The sequence below is a fragment of the Hyalangium minutum genome, from assembly GCF_000737315.1.
Classification (GTDB): Bacteria; Myxococcota; Myxococcia; order Myxococcales; family Myxococcaceae; genus Hyalangium; species Hyalangium minutum.
In genome coordinates, this window is the sequence record NZ_JMCB01000012.1 from 1 (window position 1) to 22,527 (window position 22,527).

General features: G+C 66.7%; 19 protein-coding genes and 1 pseudogene. 5 read left to right on the forward strand and 15 right to left on the reverse strand.

From position 1 onward, the window contains the following. On the forward strand, positions 1–340 hold a 340-nt coding region (locus DB31_RS49720; protein WP_044193033.1), incomplete at its 5' end, for a hypothetical protein. Positions 341–461: 121 nt separating this feature from the next. Here DB31_RS49720 and DB31_RS27690 read toward each other — a convergent pair. Both DB31_RS27690 and DB31_RS27695 read right to left on the reverse strand, forming a co-directional pair. Next, positions 462–779 carry a hypothetical protein gene (locus tag DB31_RS27690; RefSeq protein WP_044193034.1) on the reverse strand — a complete coding sequence of 106 codons (318 nt, stop codon included), beginning with the start codon at positions 777–779 and terminating at the stop codon, positions 462–464. A gap of 60 nt (positions 780–839) precedes the next feature. Further along, positions 840–1,310, reverse strand: a complete 471-nt coding sequence (locus DB31_RS27695) for a hypothetical protein (RefSeq protein ID WP_240486922.1) — start codon at positions 1,308–1,310, stop codon at positions 840–842. 68 nt (positions 1,311–1,378) lie between these two features. On the opposite strand from DB31_RS27695, the gene DB31_RS27700 reads away from it, so the two are divergent. Further along, positions 1,379–1,819 carry an Ig-like domain-containing protein gene (locus DB31_RS27700; protein WP_044193035.1) on the forward strand — a complete coding sequence of 147 codons (441 nt, stop codon included), beginning with the start codon at positions 1,379–1,381 and terminating at the stop codon, positions 1,817–1,819. A 21-nt stretch (positions 1,820–1,840) separates the two neighbouring features. Here the strand turns inward: DB31_RS27700 and DB31_RS27705 are convergent, their stop codons facing one another. From DB31_RS27705 to DB31_RS27725, 5 genes are all read right to left on the reverse strand, one after another. Then, a complete protein-coding gene (locus tag DB31_RS27705) occupies positions 1,841–4,129 on the reverse strand; it encodes a hypothetical protein (protein WP_044193036.1) in 2,289 nt (762 codons plus the stop codon). A 10-nt stretch (positions 4,130–4,139) separates the two neighbouring features. Then, entirely contained in the window at positions 4,140–5,927 is a 1,788-nt protein-coding gene (locus DB31_RS27710; protein WP_044193037.1) for a vWA domain-containing protein, read from the reverse strand. Further along, the gene (gene mtsD / locus DB31_RS27715; protein ID WP_044193038.1) at positions 5,924–7,888 is read right to left on the reverse strand and encodes a cell-cell cohesion protein MtsD; all 1,965 of its coding nucleotides are present in this window, start codon (positions 7,886–7,888) and stop codon (positions 5,924–5,926) included. Before mtsD ends, DB31_RS27710 begins: the two co-directional genes overlap by 4 nt. A gap of 36 nt (positions 7,889–7,924) precedes the next feature. Continuing rightward, entirely contained in the window at positions 7,925–9,256 is a 1,332-nt protein-coding gene (gene mtsC / locus DB31_RS27720; protein ID WP_044193039.1) for a cell-cell cohesion MYXO-CTERM protein MtsC, read from the reverse strand. A 171-nt stretch (positions 9,257–9,427) separates the two neighbouring features. Continuing rightward, positions 9,428–11,032 carry a hypothetical protein gene (locus tag DB31_RS27725; protein WP_044193040.1) on the reverse strand — a complete coding sequence of 535 codons (1,605 nt, stop codon included), beginning with the start codon at positions 11,030–11,032 and terminating at the stop codon, positions 9,428–9,430. 159 nt (positions 11,033–11,191) lie between these two features. On the opposite strand from DB31_RS27725, the gene DB31_RS27730 reads away from it, so the two are divergent. Continuing rightward, positions 11,192–12,790, forward strand: a complete 1,599-nt coding sequence (locus DB31_RS27730) for a hypothetical protein (RefSeq protein WP_157232213.1) — start codon at positions 11,192–11,194, stop codon at positions 12,788–12,790. 69 nt (positions 12,791–12,859) lie between these two features. On the opposite strand, the gene DB31_RS27735 is transcribed toward DB31_RS27730, so the two are convergent. The 8 genes and pseudogenes from DB31_RS27735 to DB31_RS51680 all read right to left on the reverse strand — a co-directional run. Beyond that, positions 12,860–13,075, reverse strand: a complete 216-nt coding sequence (locus tag DB31_RS27735; protein WP_044193042.1) for a hypothetical protein — start codon at positions 13,073–13,075, stop codon at positions 12,860–12,862. Positions 13,076–13,259: 184 nt separating this feature from the next. Beyond that, on the reverse strand, positions 13,260–13,685 hold the full coding sequence (locus tag DB31_RS27740; protein WP_044193044.1) for a hypothetical protein: 426 nt from the start codon (positions 13,683–13,685) through the stop codon (positions 13,260–13,262). Positions 13,686–13,697: 12 nt separating this feature from the next. After that, positions 13,698–14,918, reverse strand: coding sequence for an EF-hand domain-containing protein (locus tag DB31_RS45225; protein WP_052420298.1), 1,221 nt, complete (start codon positions 14,916–14,918; stop codon positions 13,698–13,700). A gap of 87 nt (positions 14,919–15,005) precedes the next feature. Next, positions 15,006–15,470, reverse strand: coding sequence for a hypothetical protein (locus DB31_RS27750; protein WP_044193045.1), 465 nt, complete (start codon positions 15,468–15,470; stop codon positions 15,006–15,008). 15 nt (positions 15,471–15,485) lie between these two features. Next, on the reverse strand, positions 15,486–16,031 hold the full coding sequence (locus DB31_RS27755) for a tetratricopeptide repeat protein (protein ID WP_052420299.1): 546 nt from the start codon (positions 16,029–16,031) through the stop codon (positions 15,486–15,488). A 29-nt stretch (positions 16,032–16,060) separates the two neighbouring features. Next, complete coding sequence (locus tag DB31_RS27760; protein WP_044193046.1) at positions 16,061–17,407, reverse strand: DUF1521 domain-containing protein; 1,347 nt, start codon at positions 17,405–17,407, stop codon at positions 16,061–16,063. Positions 17,408–17,580: 173 nt separating this feature from the next. Then, on the reverse strand, positions 17,581–19,065 hold the full coding sequence (locus tag DB31_RS50735) for an OmpA family protein (protein ID WP_240486923.1): 1,485 nt from the start codon (positions 19,063–19,065) through the stop codon (positions 17,581–17,583). A 273-nt stretch (positions 19,066–19,338) separates the two neighbouring features. Continuing rightward, a pseudogene (locus tag DB31_RS51680) lies at positions 19,339–20,580 on the reverse strand (immunoglobulin-like domain-containing protein); the annotation flags it as partial. Positions 20,581–20,810: 230 nt separating this feature from the next. On the opposite strand from DB31_RS51680, the gene DB31_RS27770 reads away from it, so the two are divergent. Both DB31_RS27770 and DB31_RS27775 read left to right on the forward strand, forming a co-directional pair. After that, positions 20,811–21,956 carry a DUF1521 domain-containing protein gene (locus tag DB31_RS27770; RefSeq protein WP_083968756.1) on the forward strand — a complete coding sequence of 382 codons (1,146 nt, stop codon included), beginning with the start codon at positions 20,811–20,813 and terminating at the stop codon, positions 21,954–21,956. Between the two features lie 22 nt (positions 21,957–21,978). Next, a complete protein-coding gene (locus DB31_RS27775; protein ID WP_044193050.1) occupies positions 21,979–22,500 on the forward strand; it encodes a tetratricopeptide repeat protein in 522 nt (173 codons plus the stop codon). Positions 22,501–22,527: the final 27 nt, after the last annotated feature.

Sequence of the window (22,527 nt, forward strand, 5' to 3'; positions counted from 1 at the left end):
GGGCGCGGGCGGCGCCGGTGGCGCTGAGGGCGCGGGCGGTGGTGGCGGCGCCGGTGGCGCTGAGGCGGCCGGTGGCGGCCAGGGCGCGGGTGGCGCCGGTGGCGCCGAGGGCGCGGCGGGTCCCCAGGGCGCCGAGGGCGCTCAGTCCGCTGCTCCCGCCGAGGAGGAGGAGGCCAAGGATCCCATCAGCAAGCTCATGGAGACCCTGAAGAAGCTGGTGGAGCAGCTCCAGCAGCTCCAGCAGCAGCTGCAGGCCGGCCAGGGCAACCAGAACACCGGCATCGTTCCCCAGGGTGCCACCACCGGCACCAACACCGGCATCGTTCCCCCCAGCATCTAAGTTCAGCTCTCGCTGAATTCACGCGGCCCATCCACCTCACCGGTGGGTGGGCCGTTGTTCTTTGGGGCGTAGGCGCACCGTCGCACCGCGAGAAGGCGAGCGCAGCAGGTGTGCGCGGGGCTCAGCTGCGGATGTAGCTGCGCTTGATGAGGTCCAGCTCGGCGGAGAGCTTCTTCATCTCCTCACTCTCCTGCAGCTCCAGCCCGCTCTGCTGAAGGATGGCGCCCAGCTGCGCTTTGAAGACATCCACCAGCACGCCGGAAGCGCCGGCGAGCTCGGGCGGCAGGTTCTTGCCCAAGTCGCTCATCGCCTCCTTCACGGCGAGGGTGATCTGCTTCACCTGGGCCTCGAGCTGTGCGCGAGGAATCCCCCCCGGAGCCTTGGCGGCGCGGTTCAGGTCTTCGAGCTTCTTGAGCAGGGTGTCGAGATCCTGTGCCATGTCGTCACGCCCGGGGAAGAGAGGCTCCTTGTATAGCAGAACCCACCGCGCCCCCGCCGCTCAGCGGTTGCGCAGGGGGAGCACTTCCACCTTGAGCACGTAGCGGGCCTGCATGTCCGAGGTGAACTCGATCAGGTGGTCCCCCACGCCGGTGAGGTCCGCCTCGCGGCTGAACTCGCCGAACTTCTCCGCCGAGTCCAGGGCCGTGCGGCCGCTGACCGCCTCGCGGGTGCGCGCCCGGCAGCCCTCCTCCTGGAATGTCACCACCGTCTCCTCGCCGGCGGCCACCACGTCCTCCAGGAAGAAGCGCACCCGCACGGTGGAGGCCTCCTGCAGCTGGACGATGAACTGCCCCTTCCCGGGCAGCCGGCCCTCCGTGTAGCTCTCCGCGCCCAGGATGCAGCCAGCCACCTTGCTGCACACCGGCCACTCCGCGTCACACACGTCCTTCGCCCGGCTGCCGATGAAGTCCGCGCGCCCACCACCGCAGCCCGTGCCCAACCCCAGGAACACGCACGCGAGCAGGACCACTTGGGTGCTTCTGGGGAACACTGTTACAAACCCGACCATCTCAACCCTCACTCTGGGAGTGAACGACGATGCGCCTGAAGACCTTGTGGTTCCCCATCATCCTCCTGGCCCTGGCGGGTTGTGGAGGGGAAGACGATGTTCCGCTGCAGAAGGGCCCCTTCCTTCAGCCCGACCGCATCAAGCTGCAGTTCGACACGGAGTTCGGCAGCGGTACGTACGTGGGAGCCTCCACCTTCAACACGCTGATGCTTGAGAACCGGGGCGACGAGACGCTGCAGATCACCTCGGTCACCAAGTCGGGCCCGTCCGAGTTCATCGTCACGCTTCCCGAGGGGCTCACGGACAGCACGCCGGTGACCCTCGAGAGCCGCAAGCGCGCCTACGTCCAAGTCCAGTTCAAGCCGAGCCAGGCCAAGGCCTACACCGGCTCCATCACCATCAAGTCCAACTCCTCGACGGGGGCGGAGACGGTGGTGGAACTGGAGGGCAAGGGCATCCCCGCTCCGTAGTCCCACCGCGACTGCCCCGGCTCAGGGCTGCAGGGTGAACTTGCAGCCCGGGCCGCCATCCGGAAGCGGCGCGGGGCACTGACGGCCGCCGCCGTCGGCGGAGTAGGTCTTCGGGTAGTCCGTATAGGCGGTGCGCACCGAGTAGTTCACGCGCTCGTAGGAAGTGCGCTCGGCGGCGGACACGTCCACACGCACGGTGCCGCCGCGGATGAAGCGCGGCTCGAAGCACGAGCAGGCGTAGGGCTGCACGGTGAACACGGTGGAGTTGCCGGCCACCTGCTTGGAGTAGAGCGGCTGCAGGCCGCTGAAGCTGCCGCTGGGCGTGTGCCAGGCGCGCAGCGGATCGGGCCGGTACGAGAGCGTCAGCGGCTGATTGCGGCTGCCCTTGGACACCGGCGTGCACCCGGAGCCTCCATCCCGGGGCGTCCCATCGCAGAACGTCAGGTCCAGCGCGAGCCCGTGCGGCAGCCCCCCGTCCGCCAGGTTCTGCACCGTCCACTGCAGCTCCCATGTCCGGTCGAGCGGCTCGGGGAGCCCATTGGGCAGGTTGAGGATGAAGCTGTCCGTGTCCGAAGGCACGGCGTCATAGTCGCGAGGCCCGCGCACGCCCTTGCCGGTGACGCGGTCATCGGGGAGGAGGCGGCCGTAGCCGTGGTTCAGCTGGCCGTTGAGCGCGGTGGCTGCGGCGGGCGGCGCGGGGAAGGTGGCACCGGAGGTGTCGTTCGCCAGCGTCGCCGTGGAGGGCTGCTCCACGCCACCGGAGTAGCGGGCGGTGTCATCCGCGTCATCCTGCCAGGACACCTGCAGGGTGTAGTCCTTGTCGTCCGCCCAGTTGTTCCCGTCGTCCTCGACGACGAAGTAGTAGCGCAGCGTGCCCGTGTGCGGCGGCACGAAGAGGGTGCCCTCGAAGTTGCTCAGGTTGGGGAAGTTCTGCGGCTCCTCCTCGCGCGAGGCCTGGAGGCACAGCGGCGGGCTGCCGTTGCACAGCGCCTCCACCAGCAGCTGCGCGGACGGCGCCTCCGAGTAGCCCTTGGGGCAGGCCGTCACGTCCGAGACGCAGGCCACCTTCCAGTCCGGCTCCCCCGCGCCCTTCGTCACCGGCGAGAGCACGCGCACCTGGCGATCCACCAGGCCCGGCAGCGGCGGGAAGCGGCCACCGCCCGAGCCCTGCGCCAGCCGGAAGTACAGCACCGAGGGCTGCGTCGTGGACGGCACATCCACGCCGTACCAGTCCACGTCCGACGCCGAGCCGATGCGGCCCGAGAAGCTGGTGGAGCTGCCCGGCCCGGAGCCGATGGTCCGCACCAGCGCGCGGCCGAGGGCGTCGTTGTCCCCGTTGATGTCCTGCGGGTCCTGCTCGTCCATCACGCGGACCTCGAGGTTGTAGCGCTGCCGCAGATCTCCCGGGATGGGGTTGGGATCGTTCGCGGGCTTGTAGCCCTTCACCACCACCGTCCAAGTCCCCGTCGCCTTCACCCGGCGCGCGGTGGCCAGGTCCGCGGCGACGAAGGCGTTGGCCACGCGGCCCTCGGCCTCGGCGGTGCTGTCCGGACGCACCAGCGTGTACGAGAGCCGGTAGGCGGGAGGCGGGTTCAGCTGCTCCGCGTAGAGCCGCACATAGGCCACCTTGCCAGTGGCCGCGGGGAAGGAGAACGTGTCCACGTCATCCGTAGTGGCCAGGTACCCGCTGGCGGTGGCTACCTGCACGGCGCCCTGCGCCTGGAGCGTGAGGGCCGTGGGCTGCGTATCGTTGGGCTCGTTGGTGTCGGGGTTCTCCAGCACCTCCACCTTCACGAAGTACGGCGAGCGCGCGTCGAACTGGGGACGGCTCGGGATGGTGGGCTCGTCGGCCAGCAGCAGGAGGAGCCGCGCATTGGGCTCGGAGAACGGGAAGATGATCTCCACGGGCTTGGGCGCGCCCTGCTGGTGGTTGTCCACCTTGCGCGCCACCGAGGACTGGCCGTCCTCACGCAGCACGCCCACCGCGAGGTTCACCGGGGTGCTCTGCGCAAGGTAGCCGGCCGTCACCCGCACCAGCGTGCGCGCATTGGCCGTGGCGGGGATGCGCACGCTGAACCAGTCTTTGTCCGACTCAGGGTGCTCCGCGTCCTGCGCGAAGGAGATGTAGTCCTCCCGCTGCTCGCCCAGCGTCAGCTCGCACTCGGGCTTGGAGAGCGCGTCCTCCCGGCTGTTGCACGGATCGGCGCGGACCTGCGTCCCCCCATCGGGTTCATCGGTGCCCCCATCTCCCGGGCAGGCAGTAAGGACGAGGAGGAGCGCGAGCGGCAGCAGGCGGGCGAGTTTGGACATGGCAGTGGCTTCAGGGGTTCTGGGGTACATCCACGCGGCCGGGGCACGTCGACACGAAGTCCTCCGAGTTCACGCGGATGACGCCGTCCACGGGGGACTTCACGCCCCCGATGGGGTAGCGCGCGGCGTTGTAGCGGTAGAAGCGGGTGATGGTGCGGGCGGTGGGATCGTCCGCGGGAATCATGGCCACGGAGAGCCAGAGATCGTTGTAGCCCGCGCCGCGCAGCACGACGGGGCCTCCGTCCGTGGGGCGGCCCACGGGCAGGCCCGCGTCCACGCCCGCGTCGCTCACCTCCAGCAGCGTGGGGGCCAGCAGCACGTTGTCCACGCGGAACGCGTAGCACTGGCGGCCGAACTCGTCCGGCGGCCCCACGGCCACCATGGAGTAGCGGTAGCCGTCCACGGACAGGTGCGAGGTGTCCACCTCCACCGGGTGCGTGTGCAGGCGCAGCTCCGCGCGGCTGGTGAGCCCGTCATTGTCCGGGTCCTCGTCCAGGTCATTGCTGGAGCCCTGCGTGCCGCCACGCCACTCCACGCCGTCCGGCATGCCGTCGCGATCGCTGTCGACGATCTTCGCGTTGGTGCCGATGAACTGCTCGTCGCAGTCCAGCACCCCGTCGCAGTCGTCGTCCACGCCGCGCAGGTTCGGCGGGCAGCCGGGGTCCAGGCCGCCACCGTCCGGAAACGCCACCTGGGTGGGGTTGAAGTCCACACCCTGGCGGCGGAACCGCACCTCCACGCCGTCGCTGAAGCCATCCCCATCCGTGTCCACCATGTTGGGGTTGGTGCCCTCCTGGCGCTCCTCCTCGTCCGTCAGGCCGTCCCCATCCGTGTCCGCCACGCCCACGGGACTGCCCGGGGGCGCGCTGAAGTTGGAGGCGATCAGCTCCTTCACGATGAAGGCCCGGCGCACCTGGCCGAAGCTGAAGTCCAGGAAGTTGATGGGCTCGTTGTTGCGGAAGTCCCGGAAGTTGCCGCCGCCCAGCTGGGACATCTTCTCCAGCCGGTCCGCGTCCTGGTTGATGATGAGCAGCGGGCACCCGGCGTCCCCCGTCAAATCACAGATGGAGCTGACCGGCTGCGAGGGGTTGAAGACGTGCACGGTGTTCACGCGCACGTCCTCCACCAAATCCCTCAGCTGGCGGATGCGCACCACCGCGTCGCCGCGCAGCAGCTCGTCGTCCTGGTTGTTGGTGGGATGGCCGTCCGACAGGAAGATGACCGAGTAGCGCGCCTGGGCCAGGGCAGTCGCGCCGCCTGGTGCCGCCCGGCTCTTGGCGATGTCCGCGTTGATGAGCGAGTAGATGTCCGACAGCGGCTTGACGAAGTCCGTCGAGTCCCGGTTCGGCGCATTGTCGGGGTTGCGAAAGTTGAGCAGCGTGCGGATGAGGTTCTGCTTCTGGATGTCCGTGAGGCTGGCCACCTGCGCGAAGCCGTCCTGCCCGTTGGCGTCCTTGGTGAGGAACGCCGAGGTGCTGCCCGCGAAGAGCATCACCGAAATGGAGACCTCGGGGTCCGTGGGCAGGATGGAGAGGAGCTCGATGAGCGCGGTGGCGCGCGTACCGTCCGGATCCGTCACGTTCATGGACTGGCTGGCGTCCAGGGCAACGACGATCTTGATCGGGCGCACCACCTCGTTGGTGCCCACCGTACAGAAGGTCCCCTCGAAGGCGACCGCGCGATCCACTGGCACCTGCTCGTCGCGCCGCTCGTCATAGAGGTAGGCATCCGAACACGCGGCGATGGCCGCCAGCGTCCCCACCACCGCCGCGATGAAGAAGACAGCCCTTCTCGTCACGGCGCCGCCCCTGGCGCATCACCCACGCAGCGCGTCATGTACTCGCTCATTTCGTTGAGGGTGTCGGGTCTGCGGAAGTCGCCGTTCTCCAGGGCCAAATCCGGCCCCAGCGGGACGCGCACGCTGGGCGGCGCGTACTGCGCCCAGGCACACGCCGTCTTCCACACGCCGTAGTCCGTGGCCACCCCGCTCTCGGGAGCCTCCGCGAACCACACCTTGAAGAGGTTGTAACCCTGCTGCACGCCCGAGCGGTTGGGCGGCGTCACCATCTGCATGTTGGAGATGGTGAAGTCGTAGCAGGTACTGCCGTTGGTCCGCTTCTCGGCGATCGACACCGAGTACTGGTAGCCGTAGCGCTCGTAGAAGGCCTCGTCCCGCTGCGTGGGGTCGCTGCCCGCGCGCAGCTCAGCCTCGTCCGGCAGGGAGTCCCCATCCGTGTCGATGCCCGACACGTTCGGCGTGAGCGGATCCAGCCCGTAGCGCACCTCCATCGCATCCGGCACGCCGTCACCGTCGCTGTCGATGAGGCCCGCGCGCGTCCGCACGTACGCCTCGGCGTACTGGGACAGACCGTCGCCATCCGTGTCGCGGCACACGCAGCCCGGCGTCAGCGGCGAGGCCGGATCGCACCCACGCGCGTCGAGATCATTCCCAGGCTTAAAGCCCTGGTCCGCCCGGCGCGCCTCGAAGCCGTCATCCAGGCAGTCTCCATCGCTGTCCGGAATGAAGGAGTTGGTCTGCAGCGTGAAGGTGTTGTCCAGGGTGTCCGGCAGCCCGTCGCCGTCCGTGTCCACCTCGCGCCCGCTCTGCCCGGGGACGGAGCTGAGCGACTCCACCATCAGCGTCTTGATGACGTTGCGCGAGGCGAACGAGGAGTAGTCCAGAGCGCCCAGGCCCATCTGGTTGATCTGCCCGGTGTCGTTGAACTCCTGGTACACGCCGTTGCCGATCTCCGCGAAGCGCTGCAGCAGCCACGAGGCGATCTTCTTGGCCGCCTGCGGATACTCGCCCGGTGGGACGCCCGGGTAGGTGCCGTAGAGATCCTGGCAGATGGGGCCGCACAGCCGCACCGCCTCCTGGTTGAAGAGGAGCACCGTGTGCATGCGGATGTCGCCCACGTTGTACTGGTCCTTCAGCTCCATCAGCCGGCGCACGTAGCTGAAGAGCTGGTAGTTCTGGTTGCGATCCGTGCCGACCTCGAAGCCCTCGATGTTGTCCGGCGACTCTGGATCCAGCAGGTTGCAGAACTCCACCGCGCTCGAGGAGTCCGCCCACGTCAGGTCCGGTGTGTCCGGCGTGGCATAGACGGAGAGGTTGTCGTTGGCCGAGCAGCGCGGGTACGGCGTTCCGTCCGTGAGGAACACCACCACGTAGCGGGTGCGCGGCAGTACCTCGGGGTTGGTCTGCGACAGCGTGGTGATGTCACTGGCGATGAGGCTGTAGGCGTAGCTGATGGCGCCCTGGTAGTCGGTGCCCTTGCCCAGCTGGCTCTGGAGACCGCTGATGTACGTGTCCAGCGTGCTGTCGGGCCGGGCGAAGCGGTTGCCGGTGGCGGCCGGAGGCCACACGTTCTTCACGTTGGTCTCGAACGGCACCACGGACAGCTGCACGTTGGGCTGATCGGCGAACTGATTGACCAGGCGGCGCATGGCGCGCACGCGCGCGGGCTCGGTGACGCCGGGGGGCACCACCACCGCCACCTGCTCGCAGAAGCCTGTGCCCTCCTGCGAGCCCGGCGGATCCGACACGCACATGCTGCCCGACTCGTCGATGACGAGCACCACCTTCACCGGGAAGCCGGCGGGGTTGGCGGGCGCGGTGCAGACGCGCCCCTTGAGGGTGAGCCGGTCATCCAGGAGCGTCTGCTCCTGCACGAGCGGCTCTACCAGCGTGTCGGTACATGCGACCACTGATGCGGCCAGGAGGCCCGCAGCCATCAGCATCCGGGGGTTCAGGTGCATGGGAACGGGCCTCCTGTGCTGCGGATGGGGAACAGTCTACTCCGCGCGGCGGCGGCGCAGCAGCAGTCCGAGCAGCGCGGCGCCCAGCGCCATGCCACCCACCGGGCCCGGGAGCGCCGCGCAGCTGCTGGCGGTGCCGTTGCCCACGCTGAGCTTCAGGCTGGAGACGCTCTCACGCTGATCCGGGTACGCACGGTCCGAGAAGGCCAGCCGCGCCTGGACCTGGATGTCGTACTGGCCGTCCGCGTCCGCGGTGAAGGACGGCTCGGTCTTCGCCAGGTACTCGTACTGCCAGTGGCGGCTATAGGTCACCGCGCCCGTCGGGTTCTCCACCACGGCCTTGGAGCCGGAGGGACGCGACTTCACCGTCCACGTGTACTCGATGGCCGCGCCGTTGCGGTTGGCGAACAGCGGCAGCTCCACCTTCTCGCCGGACTTCAGGCTCAGCTGGCCACCACCGGACACGGTGAAGGGCCCCTTCGGATCCAGGCAGTCATCCGGGGTGTTCTTGTCCACCACGACGCAGTACTTGGTGTCGCAGGCATCGCCCACGCCGTCACCGTCATCGTCCACCTGGTCGCGGTTGACCACGTACGGGCAGTTGTCCAGCACCTTGCCATCAGCGTCCTTGTTCAGCACGCCGTCGTTGTCGATGTCCGCGTCACACACGTCACCCAGGCCGTCCAGGTCCTTGTCCGCCTGATTCGGGTTGGCGATGGAGGGGCAGTTGTCGCCGTTGTCGGAGACGTTGTCGCCGTCCTTGTCGATGCGGCACTGGCTGGCGTCCGCGGGCATGGCCTGATCCGCGTTGGGCAGGCGCGGGCAGTTGTCCTCGCCGTCCGCATGGCCGTCATTGTCGTCATCCAGATCGCACACGTCGCCCTGGGCGTCGCCGTCCAGGTTGCTCTGATCCTTGTTGGGGATGAGCGCGCAGTTGTCCTGGGCGTTGGGGATGGTGTCGTTGTCCGCGTCGGCGTCGCAGTCATCGCCGATGCCGTCGCCGTCCGCGTCGCGCTGCTGGAAGTTGGCCAGCGCCGAGCAGTTGTCGCAGACATCGCCCACGCCGTCGCCGTCGCCGTCGCCCTGCTCGCGGTTGGAGGCGAACGGGCAGTTGTCCTTGTCATCCGCCTTGCCGTCGCCGTCCGCGTCGTCGGTGTAGGCCAGCGTCACGCCGTCATCCGTGTACGACACCCACACGGAGCAACCGCAGCCGCAGCCACAGCCGCCGCCCTCCTCCTTGGGACGGCCGCAGCTGCTGCCGAGGCACTCCGGGTTATCGACCGCGTTGGTCTGCGCCTGGGCCGGCAAGGCGCTGAGAAGGAAGAGAGCCCCAAGGGCCAGAGAGGGAATGAAGCGGTTGCGTGTCATGACAACTCCTTTCGACGCCGCACTCCTAGCAAGACCCGATCCGCTCACCACTGGACACTGTTCGTCTGAAAATTCAGGGATTTGCACAAAGCGCCCGAGGTGTGGAGCGGGGGGTGTGGGGGGGAGCCCCCAGTGGGAGCGTGGGGTCTACCCCCCACCGCGAGGAGTGGATCAGGTCCCGAGGATGAAGTCGTTCGGGGTGAAGAGGAGGGTCTGGTTGGGCTCCTTGCCCTTCTCCTCGGAGTAGCGGAGGGACTCGATGAAGAGCGAGCCCACGCCGGCGCCCCGCGGATCATTGGCCCGGCCCACCTGCATATAGAGGTAGATGTCGTTGGTGCCCCGCGGAATGCTCACACCCGGGAAGAGCGGGTGGGGCCGCTCCAGGGTGGGCAACACGGTGATGTTCTCCGCGCGCACCTTGTAGCAGGCGCGCCCATCCGGAGTGGGCTCGATGGGCTCGAACGAGTAGCCGTAGCCGCGCTCGGCCTGGAAGGCCAGATCCGCGCTGAGCGGATCTCCTCGGATGATGGCCTCCTGGATGTTGGGGACGCCGTCGCGATCGGTGTCCAGCAGGTCCTCGGGGACGAGCGGGTTGGTGCGGCCGAAAGCCTCCACGAGATCTGGCAGCCCGTCCGCGTCCGAGTCGCCCATGCACGGGTCGGTGCCCAGCACGCGCTCCTCGCAGGTGTTGAGCCGGTCGCCATCCTCGTCCAGGGAGACATTGCACCCGTTGATGATGTCCAGGTTGCCCGGCTGAGGCTTGAGGCCCATGCGCAGCTCGATGCCGTCCATGAGCCCATCGCCGTCCGTGTCCGGCTGACGCGGATCCAGGCCCAGGGCGACCTCGTCGTCATCGGACACGCCGTCGGCGTCGCTGTCGGCGGAGATGATGCCGTCGCGCACCTGGACGTTGCGGTTGAAGGCGACGAAGCGCTTGAGCACGAGCGACGTCTGCAGCGAGGCGTAGTTGAGGGTGCCCAGCACGTCGCGCAGGCCCTGCGGGTCGGTCTCGATGGCCTCGGTGCCTCCGGCGTTGGCGATGGCAGCCACCTGATCGCGGGTGACGGGGTCGGCCACGTCGCGCACGTAGACGGGCTGCACCACCACCTCGCCGGCGCCGAACGACTGGACGAGGTTCTTCACCTCGCCGGTGACGGCCGTCAGCTCGCACACGCTGCAGGCCGCCGCGCCGGAGACGGGGGTGAGCGCGGAGCAGCGCGCGTCAATGCCCACGTTGAAGGCGGGGTTGTCGCAGCTGAGGTCCGCCTGGGTGATGACGAGCACGATGACGTAGCGGCTGCGGCCTACGGCGCCCCGGCAGGCCGTCTGCATGTCGCCGGAGAGGATGCTCTTGGAGAGGCGGAGCGCGGAGCGGATGCTCATGGGCCCCGACTCCTGGTAGCTGGCGTACCGGGGCAGCGCGGCCTGGAAGGTGGCGGCGTCCGCGAAGCTGCCCTGGAGGCCGGTGGCCACGGTGTGGAAGGCCACCAGGGAGAACTTGATGAAGGGGCCGGAGAAGCGGCTGCTGAGGGTGCCGAGCGCGTCGGTGGTGTAGCCCACCACCTCGCTCGGCACGCCCTGCCCTCCCGAGAGCGCGAAGACGACCTTCACGGGGAAGGCGTCACCGGTGGCCAGAGGGATGCAGACCTCGCCGGAGAAGTCCGCCCGGTCCTTGCCGCTGGGGCCCCGCCCATCCAATGCGTAGAGGCCCGCGTCAGAGCACGACACGAGCAGGAGCGAGACGAGGAGCCAGATCAGGTGAGAGGGGGAGCGCATCAACCCCCCATTGTAGAGCCCAGGCCCCGGGAGAGTTTCAAGCGCCTGCGCGGAGATCCGAGCGGATCCACGCTGGGGGTTCCGCTTCAGAGGAATCTTCCACCATACTCACGTCCGGGCTCTGTCCCCACCGAAAGGCACTTTCCGATGCGCCCTGCCGTGCTCCGCTCTCCTCTCGCTCGCTTCGCAGGGACCTGGCTCCTGCTGGGCAGCCTCTCCGCCTCTGCCCAGCCGAAGGCCACCGAGGCGAAGGCCACCGAGGCGAAGGCCACCGAGCCCGGCACGCAGGTTCCCTCCTGGGCCTATCTCTTCGTGGCGACCGGGCCGATGGAGCGCGTGGAGGCAGCCTTCGCGGAGATGCGCATGCCGCTGCCCCAGGTGCTGAGCCGCGAGCACCTTGAGGAGGCTTTCCCCTTCATCGGCCCGGGAGGCATTCGCCCGGGAGGCTCGGTGGGCATGTTGATGGGCGCAGGGGATCCGGGCTCGACCGAGCCCTCTGGCATCCTTCTCTTCCCCGTCACGAAGGACGCCGCGCCGCTGAAGGGCTTCTCGGAGCTAGGAGGCCGGGTGCTCCCTGATGCGAGCGACACCGTCAAGATCAAGGGCACGTACTTCCGCCGCACGAAGGGCTTCCTGCTCACGGGCCCCAAGGGCGAGTACATCACCGACGCGGATCCGCTGGGCTTGGAGGAGAACCTCACGGGCCCCGGCACGCTCGCTTCGGTGGACGTCGACCTGGAGCGCTGGCGGAAGACGGATCCCACCACTTTCTATCCGCTTCTCTCGGACAAGGAGCCCACCCCGGGCGACGAGGCCCGGCATGTCTACGCGCTCGGGCGGAGCCTGGGGACGCGCGTCTACGAGCGGCTGCTGAACCGCGTGCGCCTCTCGGTGCTGGACAACGGCACCTCGCTGCGCCTGCGCATGGGACTGGAGCCGCTCGCGCCGGGGGAGATCGCTCCGCTGCCCCGGCCCTCGTTCCCGGCCAGCATCATCGGCCGGCTCGACATCGCCTACTCCACTCCGGAGTCCTCGCAGTGGTTGCAGAGCATCACCGAGGAGTTCATGAACGCGGCGGAGAAGGATGGCCTGTTCGCCGAGGCGGAGAAGGCCAAGCTCAACGTGGAGCAAACGCGCTCGTTGATCAAGGAGGTGCTCGAGACCTTCTGTATCGCCGACGCCATCTCCCTTGCGGTGGAGCCGGTAAAGGGGGGCAAGCTCGTCTACCACCAGGTGAACCAGTACCGGGCGGCGGCGAACTTCACGGCCCGGCTGAGTGGCCTCCTCGAGAAGATCCACGAGCTCGACCGGCAGGGTGGCGGCCGCGGGTCGAGCATCGGGCTGACGACCTATAGTGCCGGTGGCGCACGCATCAGCCGATTGACCTTCCCGGGCAAGAAGAGCCTCACGGTCGACTTCGTGGACTCGGGCACCACAGTGCGCCTCGTGGCCTCGGGAGATACCCAGCGCCGCGTGCCCGGGCTCCTCAAGCTCCCAGCCAGCGGGACGCTCACCTCGGGCTTCTCGGGCTCGTTCGATCCAAGCGCGGCCGTGGATGCGTACGTGGCCTCTGGGGGGAGCATGCCTTTGCCGCTGCGCACGCGCGTGGGGGTGCGAGGGCAGCAGGTCACCTGGACGACCCGCGCCGAGGGCGCCGCCGCGGTGGTGGACCTGGACATCCCCAAGCCGCTTGCTCAGGCCATCGTGCAGTTGGTGGGGAGCCGCGCCGTGGACCTGGAGGCCTCGGACCAGCCGTAGTAGCGGACCGGCAGCACCGGATCCGGGAGAGGCCCGCCTGCGGCCACTCCCGGATCGCGGCGGACCGAACTAGCCGATGTTCCGGATGACCGACATCCGGGTCTCGTGCATCTGCTTCATGAGGTTGGTGATGAGCGTGACCAACTCACTCTCCTTCTGCATCTGCATCTGAGCCTTGAGTTTATCCTGCTGGTCCGGTGGCACGCCCTCCAGCTTCGCCTGATCATCTGCGGTCCACGCCTTTGCGTTCCTGGCAGCAGAAGAAATCACCGAATTGATGTCCATGCGTCTCTCCGTGGTGGGAAGTACAAAGCCCCCGGAGTCTCTGGCCCAACGGGTCAGCACTCGCGGGGGCTTTCAACTGATACGGAAGAACCGCAGTGAAATCGTTACCACTTGCGGCGTATGAGTGGAGCCACGTCAACGCCAGACATGAAAGCCAGACATGGCCTCCATCGGCGCGCGTGTCTCACTCGCCCGCGCGCTTCTCGGGGGCTGCAGGCTGCGCGGAGGCAGCCCGGGTCTTCTCCAGCATGTAGCTCAGGCCCATGCTCTGCACGCGGTCATGCAGATAGTTCATGCACTCGGTGAGCAGCGGAGGCGGCGGGTTGAGGGCGTTCGGCTCCTGGGTGTAGCGCTGAAGCGCCCGATTAAAGTCCTCGGAGAGGCTCGCCTTGAAGGGCATCTCCGGCTGCATGGCCAGGAACACCTCGCGTACCGAGCTCAGCAGCTGCTGCAGCGGCCCCGTGGCGGAGGCGGCCTGAGATGTCAGCTCGGCGATCAGCCGCTGGCGCCGCTCGATCAGCTCGGGCGGCTCGGGCTTGAGGGCCATCAGCAGCGTCTTGACCTCTTGGGGCAGGTTGGCGGGAATGTCTTCGGGCTTGAACATGTACATGGTGGTATCTCCTCAGGCGAGTCCAAAGCCAAACATCTGCATCTGCCGCATCACCTCGAGCATCTGGAAGAACTGCCACGTCTGCTGCATGGCGGGCAGGGAGGCGGGCGTGGCCGGAGCGGGCGGAGGGCTGGCCGGAGCCTGCTGCGTCTGGCCCGGCGGACGGTAGCCATACGACGAGCTCATGTCGCCCGGCTTGTAGTTCGTGTTGAGCTGGCTGATGCCGTGCTTCTCCAGTTCCACCAGCTCGCCCTGCTGGGTGATGCCGTCGCCGTTGCGATCCTCCCAGATCTTCAGGCCCTTGAGCTCCTCGCCCTGCACCTTGCCGTCGCCATCCTTGTCGAAGTAGTGGGACAGCTTCTCGTAGCCGTTCTTGAACGTCTCCTTCCCGTTCAGATCGACGTGGCCGAACAGCTCCTTGCCGCTGGTGATCTTCCCATCCCCGTCCGTGTCCCAAACGAGCATGCCGTCGCCGCCCGTCTTCGGGTCCCAGGCCTTGGTCCACTCGTTCTCGTTCTTGTTGCCCCAGAAATACAGGAACTTGTTTTTGTTCGTGCCGTCCTGCTTGAGCTCGCTCACCAGCCGGCCATTGGCATCCCGGAACTCGGCACGCATGCCATTGCTGAGCCCCAGTCCCATGTCCCCTCCATCCGCGTTCCAGCCCTTGCTGTTCTTCTTCTGCAGGGCCTGCAACTGTTCGGCGGTGAGTGTCTTCACCAGCTTGCCGTTCTTGTCGAACACCTGGGCCTTCACTCCGGCGGGCAGTTCAGGCGCGCCGCCCCCTTTGGCCGGGCGTCGCATGAGGCTCTTGGTCTCCCACTGGCGATTCTGGGGATCCAGGTCGAAGCCCTTGACCGTCTTGCCCTCCAGCTTGCCGTTGCCCTTGATGTTGCTGCCGGTGATATCAGGCCGCCCGTTGCCGTTGAGGTCCAGGACGATGGGGGATTTCTGAGTCGTCTTCGTGCCGGACTTTGCATCGAAGAACACGTCCCACATCTTCCCCTTCTCCAAAGGCGAAGGCTGCGGGCAAGCCGGAGGCTGCGGCACGCAGTTCTGCCCCCACCCCGTCCCGCACATGCTCCCGAAGTTCTGGAGCAGGGAGATGGAGGAGAAGAGGCTGCCCAGCGTGTTGAGCGGGGCGCTCTGCGGATGGCAGCCGCAGGCATGGTTCAGGCTGTTGAGCGTCGAGGAGGAGAAGAACATGCCGCTGAAGGAGAAGCTGGCAAAGCCCATCCCTCGCATCGCCGACGAGCCTGAAGCGGTGGGAAACATCGGAAAGGAATTGGGTGCGATATTCATGAACGAGCGCCTTTCTCCGGGTCATCCCCGGGTGTTGCTGAGCCGGATACGAGTCTGCAGGTCCTGCTGTTGACGGGTTTCCTTCGGGGGGGCGGCGGGCTCGGAGGAGACCTCATCCACGGCCTCCAGCAGCCCACCCAGGCCTCGGGCCTGCACGAGCTCGCGCAGGAAGATGAGGCAGTCGAGCAGCACCTCGGGCGGCGGCTGGGAAGCGGAGGGATCCTTCCGGTAGCGCTCGAGCGCTGCGGTGAACTCCCGGGCGAAGTGGGGCTGGAAAGGCGCCCCCGGCCTCGTGGATTGCAGCACCCTCCGCATGCACTCCAGCACCTCCCGGAGTGGCCCCGCCGAGGTCTGCACGTGCGCATCGAGCCCGGAGAGCAGCTGCTCGCGCACCTCGGCGGCGGCCTCGGGCTCTGGCTTGAGGTGGGCCAGAACGCGCTTCACCTCGTCTGGCACGCCTGCAAGGTCATCCTTGAGATCAGACATGGCTGCACATGGCTCCTACTTGGCGGGGGACTGCTGGGGCTCTTGGAGCTTCTGGACGATGGTGCTCAGCGCGATCGCCATGCCTCTGGCGCGTTGGCTGAAGCCCTGCTCGCCTTTCGGATCCAGCTCGGCGATGCGCTGGAGATCCCTCGCGGCCTCTTCGATCTTGCCCTCCTGCAGCAGCACCTCGGCGCGGTTGCACAGGGCTGCGAGGTCCCGCTCGTTGAGGGCCAGGGCGCGATCGTACTCTTCGCACGCGCGCCCCAGCTCCCCGCGGCGCTGATAGACAGAGCCCAGACCGGTGTGAAAACTGGCCTCATTAGGCGCGAGCGTGGTGAGGCCCTCGAAGATCTGCTGGGCGGCCTCAAGCTTGCCGGACTCGTAGAGGTGGCGGCCCTGCGAGGCGAGGCCGTAGAGTTCCTCATGGGTGAGCTCGTAGAGATCGGCAAGCATGAGATCTCCCTGAAGGAAGGCACGCATGCGCGCATTCAGTTCCGCGGAGGGCTCTGGAGGAGGTGGAGAGGCTGCGGGCTGACTGGGCGCGGGGGCCTTCTGGCTCATGGCAAGCTCCGAGATGAAGAGGAGGGGGATCAGCCGCCGATCGGCCGGCTCCAGCGCATCTGCATCGCGTTGAGCTGCAGATCACGCAGGCTCATGTAGCGCTGGATCATCTGGTTGACCGACGCGAGCATGCGCTGGAGGGTGGACTGGAAGCCGCCGTTCAGACCCACGCCGCACATGGCCGCGCCGCCCATGGGGCCGCAGAACGGGCTGCGAATGCCACCCATGTTGCTCAGCTGCGTCATCATGGGCAGGTAGGGCCGAGGCTGGCAGGCGGAGAACATGTTCTGGCATTGCTGCCAGTGATTGGACGTGGCTGCGTACTGGGACTGGAAGAGCGAGGCGGTGATGCCCACCATCTGGGTGGCATACACGTTCCACGGCACCTGGATGGGGCGGCGGCCGAGCTGGCTGTTCTGGATGGCATTGCCGAGCTGATACGCCAGCGTCTTGTCATCCTTGCCCTTGCCGGCGCCGCTGAGCACCTCGCGGCCCCCTTGGCTCCAGGCGATTCCATCACCCGCGAGCTGGAACGACTGGCCATCCGCGTTAGTGGCATCGTGGGCGTAGCCGTTCTTCTGCACGTCCGAGAAGGTGGTGGTGAACTTCTGACGCGCCTCCTGCTGCTCCGTGACCCGGGCGGTCACCTGGCGTTGCTCGACCGTGCCCAGGTTCCTCCAAGGCGTCGCCGACAGTTGCTGCGAGCTGCTGCTCACCGTCTGCCACTCGGCGCTGGTGAGCTGGCTGTCGACGGACACGTGCTTGTTGCCGTTGTAGATGTCCACCTGGTTGATGTGGAGGTCCTTGCTGTCCCCCTTCTCTTGGATGGTGATCTTCGTACCGTCTGGCAGGTTGAAGGTGCCGGTGCCCTGGTAGCGCCACACGTCGCCATCCGACTCGCGCACTGCGGGATCCCTCGGGAGTTGGCGGCTCTCGGTGGTGACATTGTCGGAGGTGACAGTGCGGGTGGGCGGCTCGGCCTTGAGGTCCGTCCACTTGCCGTCCGGGTTTTGGATGCGAACCTTGCCGTCCGCGACGCTGACCTTGTAGCCACCGGGCGTGGTGACCGTACCCGCCTGCTTGTCCAGGTCGAGCTGCCCGGAGTTCTCGAAGTCCGGCATCGCGGCGTAGCCCACGACATTCGTCATCGAGAGCTGGGCTCCCATGGCGCCGTAGGCTTGGAAGCACCGGTTCAGCGAGTCCATCCCCCCGAAGCCCGCCTGCTGACTCCCCAGCAGGGACTGCACTTGGGATGACCACGAGAACATGGTCGAGAACTGCTCAAACGACTGCTGCAGCGACTGGGCTCCGCCTTGGGTGGGGAAAGACAGGCGAGAGGGAGGGACAAAGCCACCGTTCTGTAGGGGGAAGGTCATGGACGTGAATCCTTTTCTTGTGCCTCCTGGGAGAGACAGGCGGCACACGCGTGGATGGAACCTCGAGGAGAGCAAGCCCGGAGTCTGGAGAGGGATTGAGAACTACAGGAGACAGGCGGCGTGGGCTGTACCACTTCAGGCGGATGAGATTGGCTGTGCCCCAGGGCGGCTGGCTATGGCGCGTCTGCCTCGTAGCGCGTGATGAACTCCACCCGACGGTTGGTGGCGCGTCCCTGCTCGGTCGCATTCGACTGCAGCGGCCGGTCCTCACCGAAGCTCCGGACGGACATGCGCGAGCGCGCCACGCCTTGACTCTCGAGATAGTCGCGCACCGCGCCTGCACGCCGCAGGGCGAGTTCACGGTTGTACGTGGCTGTGCCGATATCGTCCGTATGGCCCTCGATAGAGACGGAGACGATCTCAGGGTGCTCGATGAGCACCTGAGCCACCTGATTCAGCAGCGGGAAGGACACGCTCTTGATGGTGGCCTTGTCATAGTCGAAATGGATCGTGTCCTTGATGGCAATCCTGCGCCGCTGGATCACCACCAACTGCCGATCCTTGGCGGGGCATCCCTGGTTCTCAGAGGGGCCAGGAATCTCACGGCAGTTGTCCAGGTGATCCCACACGGTGTCTCCATCCGTATCCTTGAGGGGGCACCCTGCCATCTCGACGATGCCGGCCTTATTGGGGCACTGATCCTTCTCATCCACCACCCCGTCCCCATCCGAATCGAGCACTGGGCACCCACGGCGAGAAGCAGGACCTGGCTCATCCGGGCACGCGTCGACCCGGTTGAGCACCCCATCCCTGTCACGATCTGGATCATCCATCTCTTGGGAGGCCTGCTCTTCCAGAGAGGGCTCCCGAGGACGGGCCACCTTCCCAAAAGACATCCCGAGCAGAAGACGGAACCGCGGCGTCCCCGGCGCATTGCCCAGCCCCAGGCCCGTGAGTCCCTGCACCTCAAGCAGCTCTCCCACAGGGAGCCTGACACCGCCGAGCAGTTCCAAGGAATAGCCCTCACGCTGCAGAGGCACTGAGCCGATGGCGGCCACCTCCCCCCCCAGCCCTTCCGCCGTGGTGGACAGTCCAGCGCCCAAGCGAAGCGCATGGCCCAACTCGTCTTGGATGTTGTCGTCGTTATTCAAGATGATGCGGGGCCGCAGCATGAAGCCCGCGTCGAGCGAGGCCCGCACCGCACCGAAGCGACGGCCCAGCATGAGGTTGGGAATGGCATGCAGTTCTCGGGCGAGCGCGGACGCGCTGCCCAGCCCTGGGCTCGCACTCAGCCCGGCTGAGAGATCCACGGAGTCCTTCCGATGCTCGGCCAGCAGGCTGAGCCGGGCTGTGAGCAGTGGAGTCCCTGGCGCCACACCTCCTTGGGGCGTTCCTACGCCTCGATCCGTCAGGTCATCACCCTGCTGAGAGAGCACCAGAGGCACCTGTGCCCCCAGTTCTACCCGGCCTCCCAGTCCCACAGCCCCGGAGAGAACCGCCGTGGCCCGATGGCGGACAACCACGCCCAGAAGCACTCCTTCCTCGTAGAGGATCAGCGGCTTGTTCTCATAATGCCCAGCGAGCGCCAGCCGGTAGCCACCCGCGGGGAGCAACTCGCCCGTGCCCAGCACCCATGAGCCCATGCCGCTCGGGTTCAACCTGAGGCGTTCCAGTTCGAACGCAGGGATGTCCGTGGACTGAGCGGAAGTGGGAACGCTTATCGCCAGAGCCCCCAGAATGACGATTCCTCCCCATCCTCTCAGCTTCACACGACCGAACCGCCGAGTTCCCTGTGGCATGCGCCGACGCCACAGCAGCATCAATGCCACCCACACAACGGGAGCTGCCGCCCCCCGTGTGGCGGCACTGCAGCCACCTCCCACCATGGCACGATCTGGCAGTGCTCCACTGGGAGAGCGCACTGTGACGAGGACGGAGCAACTGGCTTGGTTGCCCGCAGCGTCCTTGGCCGTATACGTCACGGTCTTCGTCCCCACGGTCAAGCGGGGAGCCGAAGATTCAAACCCCGTGATTGCTGAGCAGGTATCCGTGGCCCAGTTCTGCGCAGGGGTTACGGTCGCCAAGCCATCGCTCTCTGCCTTAACCTCGATGGACTTAGGACAGTTGAGGGTTGGTGCCACGGTGTCCCGAACCTCAACGGTACGGGCGACGGGTGGAGCACTCTGTCCTTTGGAATCCTGCACGTCATAAGTGATCGTGTAGGGCTTTGGCACGGCAGTGTTCACGCGGCCGGTCGTCACGATCTTGTCCGTCAGATTGCCATCGCACGGATCGTTGGCGGTGGCCCCTGGATCCACATACGCCGAGCCACACTCCACCATGGGTACGTTCGGAGCATTGGGGTCGTCCGGATCATTCAGGGTGATGGACGGAATCGTATGGTCCGTTACGGTCACATACGTGGCGCAGTAGTCGAAGAACTCACCTTGAGCGTTCATGCAGGTAAGGGTCACGTCCGTAATCTCGTCAATTTTCAGCAGACCCGTTGTCGAAGGACTTTGGGTGCATACAAGCGTCCCGCCCCCAGGCATCGTGGAACCGTTGTCGATACTCACGGTAGCGCCACAGCGTGTGGTGGCCTGCACTTCACAAGCCTGCTTGCAGTGGACTCCTGGCCCCTGCCCAGGGAGCGGGTACTGAGTTGAGCACAGAGGGAGTTCATCGTTCACTCCCAGCGGGCGGGAGGGAGTCGACGGTTCCAGCGCACGAGCGCAATTGAGTGCGAGGTAGCGCCCCGTCCGGCTGGGAGACTCACTCGCGCGCAAGATTTTCTCTGCCAAGGAGGGCTCTCGGCTGTTCGGATACCTCTCCTCGCCAGCAACGACAACGTTACCGTCGACAGCGGCTTCCCAGACGCCACGGGTGCGCTTCACTGCCTGGAGACTGTCCGTACCAAGCTGGCACGCGTCGTCACCGATAATGAGGGCTCGGTAGCCACGAAACTGATCCGCGCTCATGGCGCTCCACTGGGCTGGCGTGACAGCGTGCACGTCCAGGCCGAGCTCTGACGCCATCTGCGCCTCTTGGCTGGGAGCATCACCACTCGCGCTTCCCTTGAGGAGCAAGACGGGGCGGCTGGCACGTGCAGGCGGCTCACAGGCGAGTGCTCCCCCCACCAGTAGAAGCACCACCGCCAGACTCTCGAGTCTCATGTCCCCAGACCTCTCTCAGGCCAAGCAAGCAACCCTGGCTCTCTTCATCGGGCCAGCAGCCCTGTCAGCGTGAGAGAGAAGACGGGGGGAAGCGATACGGCGATGGTGGTACAGATCAGACTCCGCACCGTCCTTACGCTGTCCTCACGCAAAGGGTCTGCTGCCCCACCAAGGCCAGGCCCTGTGTGCTGCGAGCACCTCTCCCCGCTCGCACAAGAAAGGACACCACCATGTCGTCAATCAACTCCATGGGCCCGGGTTTCATGTCGTTCCCGATGCAGACGGGCCTGCCCGCCGGGGCGAACAGGGGCCTGACCTCCGCCGAGGCCCAGATGGTGCGCGCCGCCAGCATGCAGGCGCAGGTCAATGTGAACATCAACCTGTTCATGAATGTCTTCCAGTCCATGGGGACGATTGGAGACATCTGTGGCCCCCGGCCGCGTCCCTGTTTCCCCCAGCCCCCGATGCCCGCCAATCGCTGCCACCCCCAGGGGAGCCTGAAGTCCGACCCCTCCAGCGGCGTGGTCACCACCCCGGGCGGCTACAAGATCGAGCAACTCAAGCAGCACGACTGGAAGATCACCGGTCCGGACGGCAAGGAGACGAAGATCTGGGGCGACCCGCACGTGGCCGAGGGTGACGGCGGCACGTGGGACTTCAAGCGTGACAGCACCTTCGTGCTGGGCGACGGCACCCGCATCAACGTCACCACCAAGCCCTATGGCAACGGCATGACGGTGACTGGCGAGCTGGATATCATCTCCGGTAACGACCGCGTGAAGGTGACGGGCATCGACCAGGGCAAGGGCAATGTCGGCCAAGTCACCCACGACGGCTTCCAGCACGTCAACGACTTCGGTGGCAAGGACGTGTTCGTGATGGGCAAGGAGACCGATGACTGGTCCTTCCAGGGCAAGGAGATCGTCGGCAGCAACAATGGCGGCGAGTCCTTCAAGCTGGGCAACGACCTTCCGGCCGGGGTGAAGCCCCATGGCTACATGCCTCGCTTTCCCTTCTTCGGGAATCCGGCCTTTCCAGGAGGTGTCGGCGCTCCGATGGCAGGCGGCCAGGGCATCCTGCCCGGTGAGCCTGCCCCGGGCATGCAGGGCAACCCGTTCGTGGATCAGATGCGCATGATGTTCCAGAGCCTGATGCAGCAGTTCCAGTCGATGATGCCGTTCTCGGACATGCTGTCGCAGCGCAACTTCGGCAACGACGCGCTGAACGCGCCGGGGCTCGGTGGCAACTGGATGAACCGCCGCCAGCAGCACCTGGGGAGCGGGTTCGACAGCATCGGCATGATGATGGGGCTGTTCGCGCAGATGAGCTCCATGAGCCACAGCGTGCAGTCGCTCCGCAACGGCTTCATCGCCTGACACGAGACGGACAGGCACCTCCATGAGCCAGACACCCCAGACCTCCAGCAACCCCACCGCCCCGAGCCAGGCCGAGCTGGCCCAGCGGCTCATCGCCGGCGACATCACCCCGGCGCAGTTCCTCGGCCTCTCGCAAGAGCAGTTGTACGTGATCGCCACGACGGCCCATCGCCTGCTGGCGCAAGGGCAGACGCAGCAAGCGCTCACGCTCTTCAAGGGACTGGTGGCGGCGTCCCCATACGACAGCGTCTTCCATTGCAACCTGGCCGCCGCGTACGTCCAGGCCGAGCTCTACTCCGAGGCGATGGAGGAGTACTCGCGGGCGATTCAGCTCAACATCGCCAACGTGGACGCGCTTGCCGGGCGCAGCGAGCTGCTGCTGCGCGAGGGCCGGGTCGCCGAGGCCTTGAATGATCTCCAGGCGGTGCTGCGGCTGGATCCGAAGGCCGAGCGGGAGACCACCCAGCGAGCCCGGACCACCCTGGTGCTGCTGAACAAGCTGGCGGACTCGGCCGAGACCGCCGAGCCCCCGAAGCAGCCCTGAGCCTGAGTCTCGTTGCATCACGGCGCG

Excerpts from the sequence above, each read along its gene's own strand:
- DB31_RS27775 (WP_044193050.1), top strand. The coding sequence starts at position 21,979 with ATGAGCCAGACACCCCAGACCTCCAGCAACCCCACCGCCCCGAGCCAG.
- mtsD (WP_044193038.1), bottom strand. The coding sequence starts at position 7,888 with ATGCACCTGAACCCCCGGATGCTGATGGCTGCGGGCCTCCTGGCCGCA.
- DB31_RS27705 (WP_044193036.1), bottom strand. The coding sequence starts at position 4,129 with ATGTCCAAACTCGCCCGCCTGCTGCCGCTCGCGCTCCTCCTCGTCCTT.
- DB31_RS27735 (WP_044193042.1), bottom strand. The coding sequence starts at position 13,075 with ATGGACATCAATTCGGTGATTTCTTCTGCTGCCAGGAACGCAAAGGCG.
- DB31_RS27700 (WP_044193035.1), top strand. The coding sequence starts at position 1,379 with ATGCGCCTGAAGACCTTGTGGTTCCCCATCATCCTCCTGGCCCTGGCG.
- DB31_RS27740 (WP_044193044.1), bottom strand. The coding sequence starts at position 13,685 with ATGTACATGTTCAAGCCCGAAGACATTCCCGCCAACCTGCCCCAAGAG.
- mtsC (WP_044193039.1), bottom strand. The coding sequence starts at position 9,256 with ATGACACGCAACCGCTTCATTCCCTCTCTGGCCCTTGGGGCTCTCTTC.
- DB31_RS27725 (WP_044193040.1), bottom strand. The coding sequence starts at position 11,032 with ATGCGCTCCCCCTCTCACCTGATCTGGCTCCTCGTCTCGCTCCTGCTC.
- DB31_RS45225 (WP_052420298.1), bottom strand. The coding sequence starts at position 14,918 with ATGGGCTTTGCCAGCTTCTCCTTCAGCGGCATGTTCTTCTCCTCCTCG.
- DB31_RS27760 (WP_044193046.1), bottom strand. The coding sequence starts at position 17,407 with ATGACCTTCCCCCTACAGAACGGTGGCTTTGTCCCTCCCTCTCGCCTG.
- DB31_RS27755 (WP_052420299.1), bottom strand. The coding sequence starts at position 16,031 with ATGAGCCAGAAGGCCCCCGCGCCCAGTCAGCCCGCAGCCTCTCCACCT.
- DB31_RS27770 (WP_083968756.1), top strand. The coding sequence starts at position 20,811 with ATGTCGTCAATCAACTCCATGGGCCCGGGTTTCATGTCGTTCCCGATG.
- DB31_RS27750 (WP_044193045.1), bottom strand. The coding sequence starts at position 15,470 with ATGTCTGATCTCAAGGATGACCTTGCAGGCGTGCCAGACGAGGTGAAG.
- DB31_RS27690 (WP_044193034.1), bottom strand. The coding sequence starts at position 779 with ATGGCACAGGATCTCGACACCCTGCTCAAGAAGCTCGAAGACCTGAAC.